Genomic DNA, 15696 nt, shown 5'->3' with positions numbered 1-15696 from the left:
GCCCAATGGAGTGCGTCATGACGACCGACAACCCGCACGTTCGGCACATCGACACGAGCAGGGCGCACCCCGCCAGGGTCTACGACTGGCTGCTGGGCGGCAAGGACAACTACCCAGTCGACGAGGCCGTGGGCGAGAAGCTGCCGCCCGAGGCGCATGACGCCGCGCGGCAGAACCGTGCGTTCATGCATCGCGCGGCGGCGTGGCTCGCCTCCGAGGGTGTCGATCAGTTCCTGCCGATGGTGTCCGCGAAGACCAGGGCGGTGCGCCGCATCCAGGCGAGTTGGTGGATGGCTGTCAGGTCGAGGCGCAGGCTGAAGTCCCCGTAGCCGGTGTCGACGGAGGCCAGCTCGTAGCCGTTCAGCGGGCACGGCCAGGAGGACGGTGGTGACGGCACCGTCCTCGACCAGCCGGCTCAGTTGGTCGAAGCGGCGGGGCGCTTCGGCTCCGTCCGTGGCCGTGGGAGGCGCGCTGGGCGTGCCCCGGGAATCGTGGATCATACGATGTCCTGCTCCATCCGGGCCCGCTCGTCGGCGGTGCCGTACTCCGGAATGCCGTAGGAGCGCCGGCCCTTGGTCGCCCACAGTACGGCGGCCAACGCCAGCACCGCGCCGAGCGCGAGCGGGGCGTAATTGAAGGTGTCGACCGTGACTGGGCTGACCGGCGGCAGGCAGAACAGCACGGTGACGACGGCGACCCACCCGACTGCGATCCAGCCGACGGTGCTGCTCCAGCTGCCCAGATGCCACGGGCCTCGGACGAACCGGCGGCCCGCGCGCAGCCGTAGGTAGATCGGGATGGCGTATGCGGGCGTGATCCCGATGACGTTGATCGAGGTGATGGCGGTGTAGGCGGTGGTGGAGTACAGCGACGGCAGGGCCAGGATGAAGGGGACCGTCACGGCGAGCCACACGGCGGGAACGGGTGTCTTGGTACGGGGGCTGAGTCGTCGCCAGGTGGGGGAGAAGGGCAGGGCGCCGTCGCGGGAGAAGGCGAAGACCATGCGGGAGGTGGAGGCCAGGCCGGCGTTCGCGCAGAACAGCTGGGCGACGATGACGATGAGGAGGAGGGCTTTCGCGGCGGTGGGGCCGAGGGCGTCGAGGAAGATCTGGGCGGGTGGGACGCCGGTGGTGCTGTTTACGGTGCGGGAGTAGTCCTGGATCGCGAAGAGCATGCCGGCCAGGAGGATGAAGCCGACCAGCCAGGAGTAGAAGATGGAGCGCACGATGCCCTGGGCGGCGGCCACTTGGGCGTGCAGGGTCTCTTCCGAGAGGTGGGCGGAGGCGTCGTAGCCGCTGAAGGTGTACTGGGCCAGCAGCAGTCCCAGCAGTCCCACGTAGAGGGGGCTGTCCCAGCCGGTGGCGTTGGTGAATTCGCCGAACACGAAGGTGGGCGACTGGTGCTGGGTGGGCACGAGGGCGAGCGTGCCCACGATGAGCGCGACGCCGGCGAGATGCCACCACACCGAGATCGCGTTGAGGACGGCGACCAGGCGGACACCGAACAGGTTGAGGATGGCTAGGAGCAGCAGGATGACCGCAAAGATGGCCAGGGTCCGGCCCGGGGTGGGGGTGACGCCGAATTGCAGGTTGAGCCAGGCTCCGGTGAAGAGGGCGGTGCCGTAGCAGCCGCCGGCCATGCCGCCGAGCAGGCCGAGCAGGTTGAACCAGCCGGTGACGTAGCCCCAGCGGGGACCGCCGAGTTTGCTGGCCATGAAGTACAGGGCGCCGGAGACCGGGTAGGCGGAGGTGACTTCGGCGAGCGCGGCGCCGACGGCGAGCACCATCACGCCCACGATCAGCCAGCCCCAGAGCATGACGGCGGGGCCGCCGGTGGTCAGGCCGAACCCGAAGAGCGTCATGCAGCCGGACAGGACCGAGATGATGGAGAACGACAGCGCGAAGTTGCCGAACGGGCCCATGCGGCGGGCGAGTTCGGGGCGGTAGCCCAGCTGTCGCAGGCGCGCTTCGTCGTTTGGCGGATGTATGGATGGGGCGGTGGACATCGGAGACCTCCGGGAATGGACAGCCAGGGCGGGGGTTGCGCGGCATAGCGGGCACGGTGGCGTGGGGTGGAGCCCGGCCCGTGGGGCGTCGTGTGCTCACCGGCGTTGTCCCGATTGCAGCGGCTCGGGTGCTGGATCGGGTAGATGGCGACGGCGGGCCCGCGCGAACTCTTCTTGCCACTGCGGTGGGTGGCTGGCGACGTACTTCCACGGGATCGGGGTGGCGTGCGGGCCGATCGCTTGGAACACCTGGCCGATGGTGTCGGTGAAGCCACCGGAGTGCAGTGCCTGGGCGAGGTGGTTGAGATCTAGGGGGGACCAGGTGTTGGGGTCCGCGTGCTCGAACCACCAGCTCTGGGCGCGGCGCGTGTAGTGGGATACCGGGTCGGTGGTCCAGTACAGGGGGGTGAGGACATCTTGTTCCCGCCGTTGTCGGTAGCCCTCGGCATAGACGTAGAGCGGCAGGAGCGCGAGCGGGGAGCCCTGTGGTGCCCAGGAGGCCACCCATCGTCCGAAGTCATTGACGTTCTCCCCGTACGCGGTCAGCGCCTGCAGCATGCGGTGCCAGCCCTCCCTGTTGTACGGGTCGCGCACGTAGACCTCGTACAACAGCCCCCATGGCCCATTCGGCAGCAGCGGCTCCCAAGGCGGCGCCCGGTGCTCGTGGCGCCGCCGCCGCAGCGGCTCGGCATCCACCTGGGCCAGCGCCAGCAGTCCCACCCAGGGCACGGGGTCCGCCAGCCAACTGCGGGCTGCTTCACTGCATGCGACCCGCGCTTGTGCCGCGACGGCAGCAGCGCCGGGCTGTCTGGTTCGGTGGGCGTTGAGCGCCCGCTGGACGAGGACTCGGGCGCGCATCAGCAGCCAGTGGTGATCGCGAGTCTCGTGGCCCCATGCCTCGACCGAGTCGCCCGTGGCTGCGGCCACGGCCAATACCTGGCTGCGCGTTGTCCGCGCGGTCCACGTGTCGGAAGCTGCCAAGAGTGCGCGCATCGACCGCCACCGGCCTGCCCGGACGTCCTCAAGTACGATGCGTAACTCGTCGTCGAAGCCGGCGGGGTGAAATCGGATCTGAAAGGCACCCATCAGCGATTTCTGTCCCCCGTACTAGTTTCGTCAGGGCGGCAGGTTTGGGTGACACGGGTACCAGAGGTGCTGCGGCCGTTCGAGAGTGCGAAGGCGGCCCAACTGTCGCTATAAGCAGTCATGGTGGGGGCTCGGCTTTGTGAAGCGTGGAATGGGAGATCTGAATCGGCGCTAATTCGCGACTTGGTGTGCCGACGCTGCCGGATGCAGCATGCGAATTCGCGGTGATCAGGTGCTGGAGCGCCTCAGCACGCGCTGCACCCTGTACAGCGTTGCCACGAGGTCCTGGCCGTACGGCAAAGGGGCGGGCTGGCGGCTCTCCTGGTTCCATGGGGGAGTGTCCCAACGCATGCCAGGGGACGGCGGAATGGTGATCCACGAGTGAGGCCCTGTATGCAGACCGATGCGCCCGTCGTTCGAGGCCAGCGCTGAACCGCTTCCTGGTTCAACCAGCAGGACAACCCGGCTTGCCTCGCGATCGACGAGAGCAGGGACGTGTGGACCGTCTTCTCCGGCTGTCAGCAGGGCCTGACCGACGTGGGAAGGCATGCTCACGGCGTCGAAGCAGGCGCAGTTGGCAGCGATGACGGGTCCTTGGCGGCCCTCGAATTCAAAGAGCGTGGCATCGATCAGTGGAGTGATCGTCTGTTCGTCCGGGGTCAATCCTGGTATGCCGTGTGCGATCACATACCCGACTGTCCAGCCGAGCGTCTCCCGGTAGATCGATAGGACGGAGGCCAAGCTGCTTCGATGCAGGCCGGGGTGCATCCGTACTCCTCGGGTAGCTGGTTTCCATTGTTGCGTGACGTCTGTGGGCTTGGGGTGGCTCTACGTTTACCGCTGACTTCTGTTCCTATTGCAAGGTGCGAACGGGACCTGACTTCAAAGTGGGATCGCGTCCTTGGGGGTTTTGCCGGGCTGATCAGTGTCACGCTTCAGGGAGAACGAAGCTGGTCCGCCATTTCGGCGGCAGTGGGGCGATCCTCGGCCGGCGCTGTCAGTGCTTGAGCGAGCACCTGCTGGACACTGGGCCAAGTATCCGAACTGCGCAGCGGGATGTGGCGGGTGCAGATGATCTGTCTCAGGACGGGCGCGGTCACTTTGCCTGGGTCGATGCCGATGCGGCCGTAGTCCCGTGGCCAGTCGCCTGTGACGGACCGCCAGAGGCTCGCGGCCAGTGCGTAGACCTCGTCCGGCATCGAGGGTGCAACGGGTCGAATGCCGTCGTGGATGGACCGCGCGAGTTCGGGTGCGAGCAGGTGCGGAGGCCCGCCTCTGAAGAGGTGGGAGGCCTTGAGCTGGTGCGGGTGCCAGGACCATGAGCAGTCGATGAAGCGGATCCCGTCGGGCGTGTGGATGGCGTGGCAGGGCTGAAGGTCACCGTGCACCCAGCCTTGGCCGTGGAGGGCGGCCACGGCATCACACAGGTCGACCATGTGGCGCCGAAGGGTTGAGGATCGGAGAGTCCCTGCGCGTACGTCGTGCAGAACTTCCCAGGTGGAGGGGCCGTCGTACCAGGGCGTGAGCATCCAGGCCAGAGCGTCGCCCCGACCGCGCGCCAGGACGGCTCCGGGGGGACCCATCCGGGTGACGGCGACCGTCTCGCGTGCTGTGATCGTGGCTGCGTCCGGGCCCGCTCCCACCTTGATGGCAACCGTCTTCCGTGGGCCGTGCGCCTGCCATACGGCGCTTGCCCGTCGGTTGCTGATCAGCTTCAAGTGCGGATCAGGCCCACACAGGGCCGCGGCCGCGGCACGTGCCTCGGCGGGACACGGCGTTTCCGTCGTCATGGAACATCCAGCTTCCTCAGTGCCATAAGGTGTCTGCCGTCCCGGCGGGCACAGGCGCTGGGACTTCGTGCTTTCCGGGCAGGGAGTGATCTTGGGTTACGTCCGGCTGCTGCGCCGCCGTCGCGTACTCGCCTTGTGGGGGGCCCAGGCCCTGTCGGTCTTCGGGGACCGGCTGTACGCCATGGCGATCATGTGGATCGCCTGGGAGCGGTCGGGCGCGGGCGCCATGGGATGGGTGGCTGTCGCCGAGTCCGTGCCGTACATCGTGATGGGAACGCTGGGACGCCGGATCATGGACCGGTTCGCGTCTTTGCGGGCGCTGGCTGTCGTCGACGCGGTGCGGGTGGCCCTGGTGGCGCTTCTGCCGTGGGCCTGGGGCGCGTTCGGAACGCCGGGCATGCTTGTGCTGGCCGCGGCCTTAGGCCTGGCTGGCGCGGTGTTCGATCCGAACCTGGGGGCGCTGGTCCCGGACTTGGTCCGGCCCGACGAGGTGCAGGCCGTCAACGGGCTGATGGACCTGACCGGTCGGATCGCGAGGGTGGCCGGTCCGGGTGCGGCAGGAGCCCTGCTCGCGTTCGTTCCCCAGGCCGCGCTGTTCTGGCTGGATGCGGCGACCTTCGCCGTATCCGCCGTGGCGCTTGCACCCCTGGGGCGGTCCATGCGGCCCGCTACGGCCGGTCCGACGCCGCCGGTGGAAGCGGTGCGGGTGCAGGCCCGGTCGTTGCTACGGGCCCATCCGGCCACGGGCGCAGCGATCGCCGTGCATGGCGCGGCGATCTTCGCGCAGGCCGTGGCACTGGCGATGCCCGCGCTCCTGGCGAGCCGTCTCGATGCAGGAGCTGGTGCGTACGGTCTGGTGCTGGCCGCTACCGGTGCGGGGGCCTTGGCGGGGAACTTCGTGGCCGGCAACGTACGGTTGCCGGGCCGGAAGCCGGTTGCGTACTGCCTGTTGTGGGCGGTCTCCGGGCTCCTGCTGGCGGTTACCGGCTCTGCAGGGAACATGCTCGTCCTGCTCGCGCTCTCCGCGGTTTCCGGTGCTGTGTCACCGTTCCTGGGGATCACCTTGCAGACCCATTTGTCTGCGTTCCCGGCGACCGCGCGTCGGCGGTTGATGTCCGTGGACCTGACCGTCATCAGGACCGCGGGCACCGCATCGATGCTGATCGTCCCCGTCGTAGCAGCGGGTTCTCCGGTCACGGGTTTCTGGGTGGGGGGCATGGCCACGGTCGCCGTGGCGGCCGTGGGGGCCGGAGCGGCGTGGTGGTGGATGCGGGACGGGGGAGTCGTTCCGGTCACGGAGGCGGCTCCCCAGCTCTCGCGCGACTGAAGGCACGCTACGGCGGGGCCTCGGCCAGCGCGTTCAGTCAGGGTGGGAACGACCAGTACGACAGGTCCGAGGCCGGCTTCGTTATCGGTGGCGGCGTCCCACAGCCCGGTCTGCTCCTGAAACTCCCTCATGGAGCTTGGTTCTCCTCGTCACGGACGGAGGGATGGCCGGGCGCCGCTCGGTGGTGGAGGGTGCCCGGCCGGGCGTGGACTGGTGGTGCCGGATCACGCAGCCAGGCGGATCCAGTGGTCGACGCTGATGTTCTCCAGCGGGATACCGAGATGCTTGTAGATCTCCTGGTGCATCCGGCCGAACCAGACGTCGCGGCGCTCGTCGAAGAATTCCTGGTCGTACCAGGCCACGCCGAGGATCACCGTGCCGCCACCGTTGGGGTTGTCCTTCTCGGCCTCGAAGTAGGTGCACTCCCAGTCCCAGAGCATCAGCTCCTCGGGGCGGGAGCGCAGCCGTTCGTCCGAGTCCTTCAAGGACTCGATGCACCTGCGGGCCGTGGCCTCGTCGGGACAGTAGTAGGTGCAGTCGCTGCGGGCGATCACCTGCTTGTCGCCGCGACGGCGGGAGTCGGCGTCTTCGCCGGTGAGGACGCGGACTCGCGTGGGAGCGTCCCGATCCAGGAACTCCTTGAGGATGGTCACGGTCGTGTTCTCCTCTCACTCGTTGGGAACTACCAGCCCGAGCCCGAGATCGGGTGCAGGCTGGGGTTTGAGCCGTCGCGCCTGCGGATGCCGCCGGGCGCCACGTAGCGGATGTTCAAACCGATGCGGGCGCCGTCGCCCTGGTTCGAGTGGGAGCGATGCACCAGTCGGGTATCCATGAGGACTCCGCTCCCGGCTGCCACCGGCACGGGCACGCCGCGCGTGGGGGGAGACACGCGCGTGCCCAGAGCACGGCCGCGGGCCGCTCCGGTCGCGAACTCCCGCTCGTAGGGGAGGTAGCCGCCTTGCTGAGAGCCGGGCACGACATGCAGGCAGCCCGTCGTGAGGTCGGCGTCGGTCAGTGCCACCCATGCGGTCACCGCGCGCAACGGATCCAGCTCCAGCCGATCGTTGATCCCGTCCTGATGCCAGGGCACCTCGAAGTCGCGGCCGGGCCACTTGACGACCAGGAAGGTGTTCTCGACCGCGATGCTCGCGCCGATCAGTCTTTGTACTTCGTTCACCAGTCGGGGGACTCGAACCAGGGCCTGGGCCCAGTCCTCCTCGGCGTGAGGGTTGCGCACCACCTCGCGCAGCGCGCCGCGGTGGGCTGCTACGAGCTCGGCAGCACGAGCGCGGGCTGTTGCGGGTGCGGTCCACCGGTGGAGTTGGCCGTACCCGGCGGGCCCCAGCAGTCCATCGTCCACAACGGCGTTGACCGACCGCGCTGGTGCAGTGGGTGAAGGCTCAGGCATGAGTAATCTCGCTTTCGAAGCATCGAAGGGTGGCAGCCGGGCGGTCTGAGCCCTTCGGTGTGCGGCCGTCGATGGTGTACGGGTGAGGTTGGAGAGCCCCGTCGTGGGCGGACTGGCGTTGGTCAGCGGAGGCGCACCACGTTTCTGCAATTGGCGTGGATGTCGCTCGATCTCGCCGCGGAGCCGGAGGGGCTGGGATGGTCGCGCGGCAGGGAGGGCTCGCCGTCCGCGATGGGCTCTTCGCAGGCTGGGCAGAGTCGCACGCCACGTAGCTTTGGGTAGTACTCGCACAGCGCATTGACGGCACGAGCCAGGCGCCGGCCGTATGCCGCTGCTCCGCTCAGTCCAGGAAGCGGACTGGCCTGGAGCTTCCCGCGAACCTCACGGACGCAGGCGAGTGCGCAGTAACGGGGCACGCTGTCCTGCGGGAGCTGCAGCGCCAGCTGCTCGACTTCGGGGGCAAGCAGCTGCAAGTGCCCTCGGAGCTGGAGAATGAGGGTTCCCAGCTCGTCGGCCGAGAACGGCAGAACGTCCGGTGCGGCATCGGGCTCCAGCAGACGACAGGCCGTGTCGTGCATCGTCACCACATCGAGTGGCATCGTTTCGATCCTGGCGTGCGTGGCGCTCACTGGGTCGCCTCCAGCGCCTGGCGCAGTACATCCGCCGGTGTGAGTCCGTGTTGATGAGGGATGAGCCAGTACGGGCCGGGCGGTCCCTCTTTGTGATCGGGCGGCAGCACCACATGCGCGTCGGCACCGAGCGCCGTGGTCTGCGGAACGTCCCACAGGGCGGTGCTGCCCGCAGGGACGAAGAAGTACAGCATGGGTTCGCGGCGAGCCGGATCCACGGCCACGGCGCCCGGCTGCGCGATCAGTTCGATCGCGCGGACGCCAAGGTGTCGCTGCACCTTCACGGCGTCCCATTCGACACCGGCGGGCGCGAGCCGCAGTCCGGCCGCGGTCAACATGTCTGCCGCATCGCTGATCATGTGTCGTCCGTCCTTCGTTGCACTGTGCGGCGAAGGTACGGCTCGACCAACAGAGCTACCCGAACTGAGAGTTCGGGTGAACCTCCAGTTCGGGATCAGACAAGCTGGAGCCGCTGGACGAGTTCGTTGACCTGGCGGCGGAAGGTGGGACGGACCCGTTTCTGGAGATCCAGGATCATGCTGCGAGCGACTGGGTTGCGCGCCAGGTCCTCGGGAGCGATCTCTTCCAGATCCAGCAGGTGAACCAGGACGGCTGCATCCTCTCGTCGCAGGTCGTGGCACCTGGCCAGTTCGAGCCCGAAGGTGAACTGTCGCTCGCGGCTCGGCAGACCGTGTGTGTCGATCTGGTCGGCGACGCGCAGTCCTTCAGAGGCCTCGCCGGCGAGCATCTCGATGCTCATCGCATGCATGGCCACATTGGTCGGCCCGAACACGGTCCATTGGACGTTGCCCTCTCCGACCTGCTCGGCGAGTGCAGCCGCTCGCTGCTCGAGTCGACGACGAGCCTCCCACCACTGGCGACGGCGGGCGTCGGAGACGACCGCGACCAGTTCGAGCGCTCCTTCAACGGCCTTGCTCTCGGCTGTAACTGGAGCCTCGTGCAGTTGCTCGACGGCCCGGAGTGCGACCTCCTTTGCCTCCTCGAGTGCGCCCGGCTCGCTGTGGGAGAGCAGTACATGGCCAAGGTTCCACTGGGCCGCCGCAATACGCACAGGGTCGTCGGCGTCCTCGGCCGCCCGGATCGCCCGGTCGGCGACCATGAGCGACAGGTCGAGGCGGCCGGCGCGGCGGCAGTACGAGCGCAACAGCCCGTACAGATCCGCTGCCACCCGCAGGACTTCGCGCCGCGCCTCGGGATCGTTCCCCGCGCGAGTCACTCGCACGGCGTGTTCGACGTCCCCGATGAGGTCGGGGAGGACGAGGGCTGCGGCGGTGAACCGGTCCTTCGACGACTGCCAGGTACGCCATGCCTGCTCCACCCGTTCCCGCAGTTCCGCGGGGCTTGCAGCAACTGAGCTGCGCGGACGGTCACAGCCCATCAGAGCACGGGCCACGGCAGGCGCGGCGGTGAGAGGAATGGCTGACTCCTCGACGCCGTCTTCCGCGAGGAGGGCGGCAATCGGTACGCCCAGTTCGGCTGCGAGTCGGGAGAGAACGTCGGCAGACGGCACCTTTTGTCCAGCTTCGATCTGCTGAAGGTAGCGTTCAGTGATGCCGCACAGTCCGGCGATGGCCGCCTGGGTGCGGTTGCCGTTCTTCCGCCGGTAGTACTTGACCTTTTGGCCCACGGGCAGTCTCGGTGAGATCACCGTTCCGCCCCCTTCTCCGCTTGTGTCTCGTACCGTCAGCCTAGGACGGAGCGCGCCAGCGTGTGCACGGTCCGCACACGTTGGCGCGTCAGGTAATGACCCAGTGACGAGTGGGTAGTTGGGGAGGCGGCATGGCGCGGCTGGTCCTGTGGGACATCGACCACACGCTGATCGACACGCGGGGCGTGGGCCGCGAGCTGTCGGCGGCTGCGTTCCTGCAAACCACAGGACAGGTCATGCGCGAACAGGCGAAGATCGACGGCATCACGGAGCCGGTGATCTTCCGCGAGACAGCGAAGCTCCATGGCCTGATCACGGACCGCAACGACTTCGAGCGGTTCGCCCGTGCTCTGACGGAGGAGCACCTGAAACAAACCGCGGAACTACGAGAGCGCGGTCACGCTCTGCCCGGTGCCGCGGCAGCCGTCGACGCGCTCGACGCGCTCGGTGTCCAGCAGACAGTGGTGTCGGGCAACATCCGCCCGGTCTCCGAGATCAAGCTCCAGGTGTTCGGGCTCGACCGTCACATCCGCTGGGAGCTCGGGGCGTATGGCGAGGACAACGACGTCCGGGCCGAGCTCGTGAAGCTCTCGCTCCGTCGTGCGGGTGCAGCGGCTGCGGAGGCGGTGCTGGTTGGTGATACGCCGGCCGACGTGGAAGGAGCACACGCGAATGGCGTGCGGGTGATCGCCGTGGCATCAGGGCGGAGCGACGAAACCGTACTGCGAGACGCCGGTGCCGACGTCGTCCTGTCGGACCTGCGTGATACCGAGCTGCTGGTAAAACTTGTGCGTTGCGATGGCCAACAGCCCTAGGACAGATGCCTGAACTACAGAAGCGAGTGAACCACGGACCGATTTGAGCGTTCCGTTCGGCTGTAAAGGTAAAGGATAGGTCAAGTAGGCGATCCTATTCTGAAGTTGGATCGCCTTCGCACCTTGCAGTAGGAACGAACCGCGGCGATAGATCTGGAGCCCGCCCAAAACCCGGGCGGTTCGATCTACATGCTTCGCGGGGTGATGTGACCGTGGTGGCCGAAAGAACGCATGCGTGCACAAATGGCAGGTGGCGGCCTGTCACAGCGGCTTGCGCTGCGACAGTCGCGCTGCTCGTCGCAAGCTGCAGTGCGGAAGGTACGACGGAGCCGCCGACGAGCACGTCCAGCGCGACGGGCGTTGTCACCGCGGACCAGTCAGCATCTGCCGAGCCGTCGTCCGAATCCCGGGCCTCCAGCGCCCGGGGCAAGGCCAAGGCGGCGTACGTGGCGATGTGGCAGGACATGGCTCAGGCGGGGACGACGTCGGACTGGCGGTCCCCTCGGCTGGCGGCACACGCCACGGGGGACGCCTTGTCGGCGATGTCCCGTGTCCTGTACGCGGACCATCTCAACGGGCTGGTCAGTAAGGGTGCGCCGAAGAACTACCCCAAGGTGACTTCAGCGACCCCGCTCGCCCGGCCGACCACGGTGATGATCCAGGACTGCGGCGACTCGACGCATTGGCTGCAGTACCGGAAGGACACCGGCAAGCTCGCCGACCCCACGCCCGGCGGCCGACGTGCGATCGCCGCTGAGGTGAAGCAGCAGGCCGACGGCACGTGGAAGGTGACACGCTTCGCGGTCGAGGGGCTGGGGTCATGTTGACACGGCCCGTCGCGGTGATCTGTCTCTCCCTGGTGGCGACGGTCGCGGGTGCTGGAGCTGCGTCGGCCGGCGACGAGTGGGGAGCAGCGGACTGCACCCAGAACCCCTTGCCCGGATGCGAATTGAGCGCCGGGAGGGGCGGCGAGAACGGCACGCCTCGTCACGACGGCGGTGACCCTCCTCCCCGCGGTGGGAGCGGGAGCGAGAGCGAAGGAAACAGCGGCTCCCGAACGCCGAAGAGCCAAAACCCGGATCTGAATCGGGCGAGTTGCTCCTATCAACGCAGCGACTATCAGCCGCCGCCTGAGGCAACGCAGGCTTCGTACGTCGGGCCGAGCAGCGGAGGGGGCTCGGCGCAGGTCCCGGCGTTCACCACGCTGTCGCCAACCACGAAACTGCTCGCAGCGGACCCACAGCCGGGGGAATCCGGAGCATGGTACGTCTACAAGTGCGCTGCCGGAGGCGTACGGGACGCGCTGTACCGCCCGCCGGTGTGGGTCCCGGACGGACCACAGCAAGAGGGCGGGGCTCCGCAGCCGACTCCGGCCCAGTTGGGGCAAATGGCGCGCGATCAGTTGAGATTGCCGTCGCCTGAGATCGAGTCGAGCCCGGCGAATGAGCAACTCGTCAGCGTGCCGACCTGGTTGTGGCTCGACCGCGAAGGCTGGGGATCGGTGTCGGCGACGGCATCGGTACCTGGAGTCTCGGTGACGGCCACAGCTCAGCCTGTGTCCGTCGACTGGGCGATGGGCGACGGCAGCTCGGTGACGTGCAAAGGCCCGGGCACGCCGTACAACGCGGTGCGGCAGAAGCAGGCCGGCCCATCCAGTGCTTCGCCGGACTGCGGCCATACCTACCGCACGTCGTCGGCCGGACGGCCGGACAACGCGTACCCCGTGTCGGCGACGGTGCACTGGACGGTGACCTGGGCAGGGGCGGGCCAGAGCGGCCAATTCCCAGGCCTGACGACAACGTCGGATGGTGCCTTCCGGGTCGCGGAGAGCCAGGCGTTGAACACCGGTCGCTGACCCTGACGCCTCCCCGCTGATCTACGAGCCGCGACAAATTCCAACGCAATCTTGACCGCAGCGCGCCGGTGGCGCGGTGCTGCGAAGTCCTGTGCCACGAGGAGGTACTCGATGAACACCCGTGCGCCAACGCACTCGGATACGGAGTCCGGGGAAGAGGCGATCATGGCTCGCCGTTGGGGTAGCCGCCCAGACGGCCAAGCACCGGCTCGCGTGCTCGGAGTATCCAGGCACCGCAGCAGGCCGTACCTGCTTGTTGGCGTGCTCCTGGTCCTCGGCTGCGCTACCGGTGGCGTGGTGGCGGCCACGCAGCTCGGGCACCGCGAGGCCGTGCTGGTGCTGGCCCGCCCTGTCGCCGTCGGTCAGGAGCTGGCGGCTCGGGATGTGCGCGAGGTGAGCGTGTCGAAGGACTCCGGTCTGGCTGTGATCCCCGCTCACGCGCGTTCAACCGTCGAGGGCCGCACCCTGGGCTACTCCATGCCGGCGGGGACGCTGCTGACGAAGGACGTACTGGGCGACGCACGGGTCCCTCCAGCTGGGCAGGCTGTGGTCGCAGTGGGTGTGAAGGCTGGCCAGTATCCGCCTGACCTGCAAGTTGGCAACCACGTCACGGTCGTCGTGACGGCGGCGACCGGCGAAGCCTCCGGTGCAGCGTCCTCTCATTCGTCGGCGTGGGAAGCGACGGTGACCGGGGTCCATCCGAACAGCGACGAGCTGCTGACGACCGTGTCGCTGCAGATGGTCCAAGGTGACGCCCGCGAACTGGCCGCCGCGCCAACCGGACAGATCAACGTCTACGTGGTGCATGGAGGCAGGCGGTGACGCTGGTGGCGCTGTGCAGTTTGAAGGGTTCACCAGGGGTGACCACGGCAGCGCTCGGCTTGGCGGCGCGATGGCCGTCCGGTGAGCAACCGGTGCTCGTGGAGTGCGATCCGGCTGGTGGTGACCTGCTCGCCCGCTTCTCCCTGGAGACATCCCCCGGTTTGGTGAGCCTCGCCGCAGCAGTACGGAGAGGAGCGGCGCCCGGGCTGGTGTGGCAGCACGCTCAGCGATTGCCCGGAGGCTTGCCAGTTGTTGCCGGCCCGGCCGGCCCGGAGCAAGCGCGTGCATCGCTCGCCCAGATCACCGGTGCAGGCGCCGCGCCGCTGCGGCAGGCGGCAGACCGTCCTGGCACCGCCGTGATCGCCGACTGCGGAAGGATCGATCCGGGCTCCGCGGCCCTGGGCATTCTGCGAGCAGCCGACACGACACTCCTGCTGGCCCGCTCCCACGACGACGCCCTCATGCACGTGGCCGCCAACTTGGACAGAGCCGTGCGGTGGTCGCGCCGCTCCTGCTTCGTGCTGGTCGGCGGCGGCTACCCGACCAGCGAGGTCGTCCGCACGCTGGGGATCGAGGTCATCGGCCGTATCCCGGACGACCGCAACGGCGCGGCTGTGCTGTGCGGCCGCCCTGGACGACGCTCGGCTCCGGCGAACTCGCCGCTGGGTCGGTCTTTGGCTCGTATTGCCGCCACGGTCGCCTCTCGCGCACTCGGGCCACCGGAGTGGGCGCAGGAGAAGGTCCCGACGGTGCGGAGCGTCGGCGCCAGTCCGCCCGCCCTGAGTTCAGGAGCCTTGCCAGAGTCCGAGGAAGAGGTGTCGCGATGAGCGAGCGGGGGAGCAGCCGTACCTCGATTCCCAGCGGTGGTGTCTTTCCCTCGGCGGGGCCGGTGGGGCAGCAGCCAACGAGTGCTGCTGCGGGACCGTCGCTCGGTGCCGACGCCGTCGGCACCGAGAACGGCTCCGCTGCGGCGCAACTGCGACTCCGAATGATGCGCGAGCTTCCCAAACGCCTCGCCGAGCAGGCCCGTGCTGACGACGCCGCGAGCCGCCCGCCGGTGGCCGACGCCGAACGCCGTAGTCAGGTGGAGCGGGTCCTGTCGGACATCGCGGAGGAACATGCGCGCACGTTGCTCACACGCGGTCAAGGCGTCCTGCCCCCGGACACCGAGCAGGAGGTCATCGCCGCCGTGCTGGCCGAGGTCCTCGGGTTGGCGGGATTGGAGCCCCTACTGCGCAACCGGGACATCGAGAACATCAACATCAACGGTGACCACGTCTTTGTCCGCTACGCCGACGGTCGGCGCGAGCAGCTTCCGCCAGTGGTGGGTTCGGACGCGGAACTCGTCCAGCTCATCCGCGACTTGGCGGCGCGCACCGGGGTGGAGGAGCGACGCTTCGACCGCGGCAGCCCCGGTGTGAGCTTCCAACTGCCCAATGGAGAACGCGTCTTCGCCGTGATGGCGGTCACCGCCCGTCCCTCGGTGTCGATCCGTCGGCACCGCTTCCAGCACGTCACGCTGGCCCAGCTACGGAGGGCGGGCTCGATCGATCCGGGTCTTGAGACATTCCTCGGTGCGATGGTCCGAGCCCGCAAGAACGTCCTGATCACCGGGGGCACGGCGATCGGCAAGACCACCATGCTGCGGGCACTGGCCGCCGAGATCCCCCCATGGGAGCGGCTGATCACCATCGAGGACGTCTTCGAGCTCGGCCTGGGGACTGACGCTGACGCCCATCCGGACGTAGTGGCGATGCAGGCGCGTGAAGCGAACATCGAGGGCCAAGGCGCAGTCACTCAGGCCGAGTTGGTGCGTTGGGCGCTTCGCATGTCCCCGGACCGCGTGATCGTCGGTGAGGTCCGTGGGCCCGAGGTGATCCCGATGTGCAACGCCATGAGCCAAGGCAACGACGGCTCAATGGGCACGCTGCACTCCTCTACCAGCTGGGGAGCGTTCACCAGGCTGGCGGCCTACGCGGTCCAGGGACCGGAGCGTCTGGCGCTGGAGGCCACCAATCTCCTCGTTGCCTCCGCATTGGACTTCGTGGTCCATCTGGACAAACCACGTGATGACCACAGCAAGCGGGTTGTCTCTTCGATCCGCGAGATCGTCGACGCCGACGACAGGCAAATTGTTTCCAACGAGGTCTTTCGTCCGGGCCCGGACCTGCGGGCAGTCCCCGGTGTGCCATTGCGCGCCGAGACGTTGGAAGGACTGGCAGCCGCCGGCCTCGACCCCGACTCCCTTGGGGTCGAGAACTGGTGGCGACACCCATGACTGGATATGCGG

Annotated in this window: 16 protein-coding genes and 1 pseudogene; 8 read left to right on the top strand and 9 right to left on the bottom strand. The window is 68.1% G+C overall.

Annotated features, from left to right (window positions below; genetic code table 11):
* Positions 1-17: 17 nt before the first annotated feature.
* Positions 18-236, top strand: a pseudogene (locus tag ACGFW6_RS19940) (SAM-dependent methyltransferase); the annotation flags it as partial.
* Between the two features lie 260 nt (positions 237-496).
* On the opposite strand, the gene ACGFW6_RS19935 reads toward ACGFW6_RS19940, so the two are convergent.
* From ACGFW6_RS19935 to ACGFW6_RS19920, 4 genes are all read right to left on the bottom strand, one after another.
* On the bottom strand, positions 497-2005 hold the full coding sequence (locus ACGFW6_RS19935) for an amino acid permease (RefSeq protein ID WP_393511201.1): 1509 nt from the start codon (positions 2003-2005) through the stop codon (positions 497-499).
* A 96-nt stretch (positions 2006-2101) separates the two neighbouring features.
* Positions 2102-3091 (bottom strand): hypothetical protein, encoded by a 990-nt coding sequence (locus ACGFW6_RS19930; RefSeq protein ID WP_393511198.1) that lies wholly within the window; start codon positions 3089-3091, stop codon positions 2102-2104.
* Between the two features lie 228 nt (positions 3092-3319).
* The gene (locus tag ACGFW6_RS19925) at positions 3320-3859 is read right to left on the bottom strand and encodes a hypothetical protein (RefSeq protein WP_393511195.1); all 540 of its coding nucleotides are present in this window, start codon (positions 3857-3859) and stop codon (positions 3320-3322) included.
* Between the two features lie 167 nt (positions 3860-4026).
* Positions 4027-4527 carry a hypothetical protein gene (locus ACGFW6_RS19920; RefSeq protein WP_393511192.1) on the bottom strand — a complete coding sequence of 167 codons (501 nt, stop codon included), beginning with the start codon at positions 4525-4527 and terminating at the stop codon, positions 4027-4029.
* Positions 4528-4972: 445 nt separating this feature from the next.
* Between ACGFW6_RS19920 and ACGFW6_RS19915 the strand changes: the two genes are divergently transcribed.
* Positions 4973-6208: an MFS transporter gene (locus tag ACGFW6_RS19915; protein WP_393511189.1), complete on the top strand. Its 1236-nt coding sequence runs from the start codon at positions 4973-4975 to the stop codon at positions 6206-6208.
* A 224-nt stretch (positions 6209-6432) separates the two neighbouring features.
* On the opposite strand, the gene ACGFW6_RS19910 is transcribed toward ACGFW6_RS19915, so the two are convergent.
* From ACGFW6_RS19910 to ACGFW6_RS19890, 5 genes are all read right to left on the bottom strand, one after another.
* Complete coding sequence (locus ACGFW6_RS19910) at positions 6433-6861, bottom strand: hypothetical protein (protein WP_393511186.1); 429 nt, start codon at positions 6859-6861, stop codon at positions 6433-6435.
* A 29-nt stretch (positions 6862-6890) separates the two neighbouring features.
* Positions 6891-7616, bottom strand: coding sequence for a phytanoyl-CoA dioxygenase family protein (locus ACGFW6_RS19905; protein WP_393511183.1), 726 nt, complete (start codon positions 7614-7616; stop codon positions 6891-6893).
* 122 nt (positions 7617-7738) lie between these two features.
* On the bottom strand, positions 7739-8245 hold the full coding sequence (locus ACGFW6_RS19900) for a DUF6415 family natural product biosynthesis protein (protein WP_393511180.1): 507 nt from the start codon (positions 8243-8245) through the stop codon (positions 7739-7741).
* On the bottom strand, positions 8242-8604 hold the full coding sequence (locus tag ACGFW6_RS19895; RefSeq protein ID WP_393511177.1) for a hypothetical protein: 363 nt from the start codon (positions 8602-8604) through the stop codon (positions 8242-8244). The genes ACGFW6_RS19900 and ACGFW6_RS19895 overlap by 4 nt, the downstream gene beginning before the upstream one ends.
* A gap of 95 nt (positions 8605-8699) precedes the next feature.
* The gene (locus ACGFW6_RS19890) at positions 8700-9914 is read right to left on the bottom strand and encodes a helix-turn-helix domain-containing protein (protein WP_393511174.1); all 1215 of its coding nucleotides are present in this window, start codon (positions 9912-9914) and stop codon (positions 8700-8702) included.
* 131 nt (positions 9915-10045) lie between these two features.
* Here ACGFW6_RS19890 and ACGFW6_RS19885 point away from each other — a divergent pair, with 131 nt between their 5' ends.
* From ACGFW6_RS19885 to ACGFW6_RS19860, 6 genes are all read left to right on the top strand, one after another.
* Positions 10046-10729 (top strand): HAD family hydrolase, encoded by a 684-nt coding sequence (locus ACGFW6_RS19885; protein WP_393511171.1) that lies wholly within the window; start codon positions 10046-10048, stop codon positions 10727-10729.
* 446 nt (positions 10730-11175) lie between these two features.
* The gene (locus ACGFW6_RS19880; protein WP_393511168.1) at positions 11176-11556 is read left to right on the top strand and encodes a hypothetical protein; all 381 of its coding nucleotides are present in this window, start codon (positions 11176-11178) and stop codon (positions 11554-11556) included.
* A 560-nt stretch (positions 11557-12116) separates the two neighbouring features.
* Positions 12117-12584: a hypothetical protein gene (locus ACGFW6_RS19875; RefSeq protein WP_393511165.1), complete on the top strand. Its 468-nt coding sequence runs from the start codon at positions 12117-12119 to the stop codon at positions 12582-12584.
* A gap of 261 nt (positions 12585-12845) precedes the next feature.
* Entirely contained in the window at positions 12846-13406 is a 561-nt protein-coding gene (locus ACGFW6_RS19870; protein WP_393511162.1) for an SAF domain-containing protein, read from the top strand.
* Positions 13403-14233, top strand: a complete 831-nt coding sequence (locus tag ACGFW6_RS19865) for a hypothetical protein (RefSeq protein WP_393511159.1) — start codon at positions 13403-13405, stop codon at positions 14231-14233. The genes ACGFW6_RS19870 and ACGFW6_RS19865 overlap by 4 nt, the downstream gene beginning before the upstream one ends.
* Positions 14230-15684 carry a CpaF family protein gene (locus ACGFW6_RS19860; RefSeq protein WP_393511156.1) on the top strand — a complete coding sequence of 485 codons (1455 nt, stop codon included), beginning with the start codon at positions 14230-14232 and terminating at the stop codon, positions 15682-15684. The genes ACGFW6_RS19865 and ACGFW6_RS19860 overlap by 4 nt, the downstream gene beginning before the upstream one ends.
* The last annotated feature ends 12 nt before the right edge of the window (positions 15685-15696 follow it).

The sequence above is a fragment of the Streptomyces sp. Y7 genome, assembly GCF_043195415.1.
GTDB lineage: Bacteria > Actinomycetota > Actinomycetes > Streptomycetales > Streptomycetaceae > Streptomyces.
Note: the sequence above shows the minus strand (reverse complement) of the source record. Positions and strands in the feature narration are given on the sequence as shown.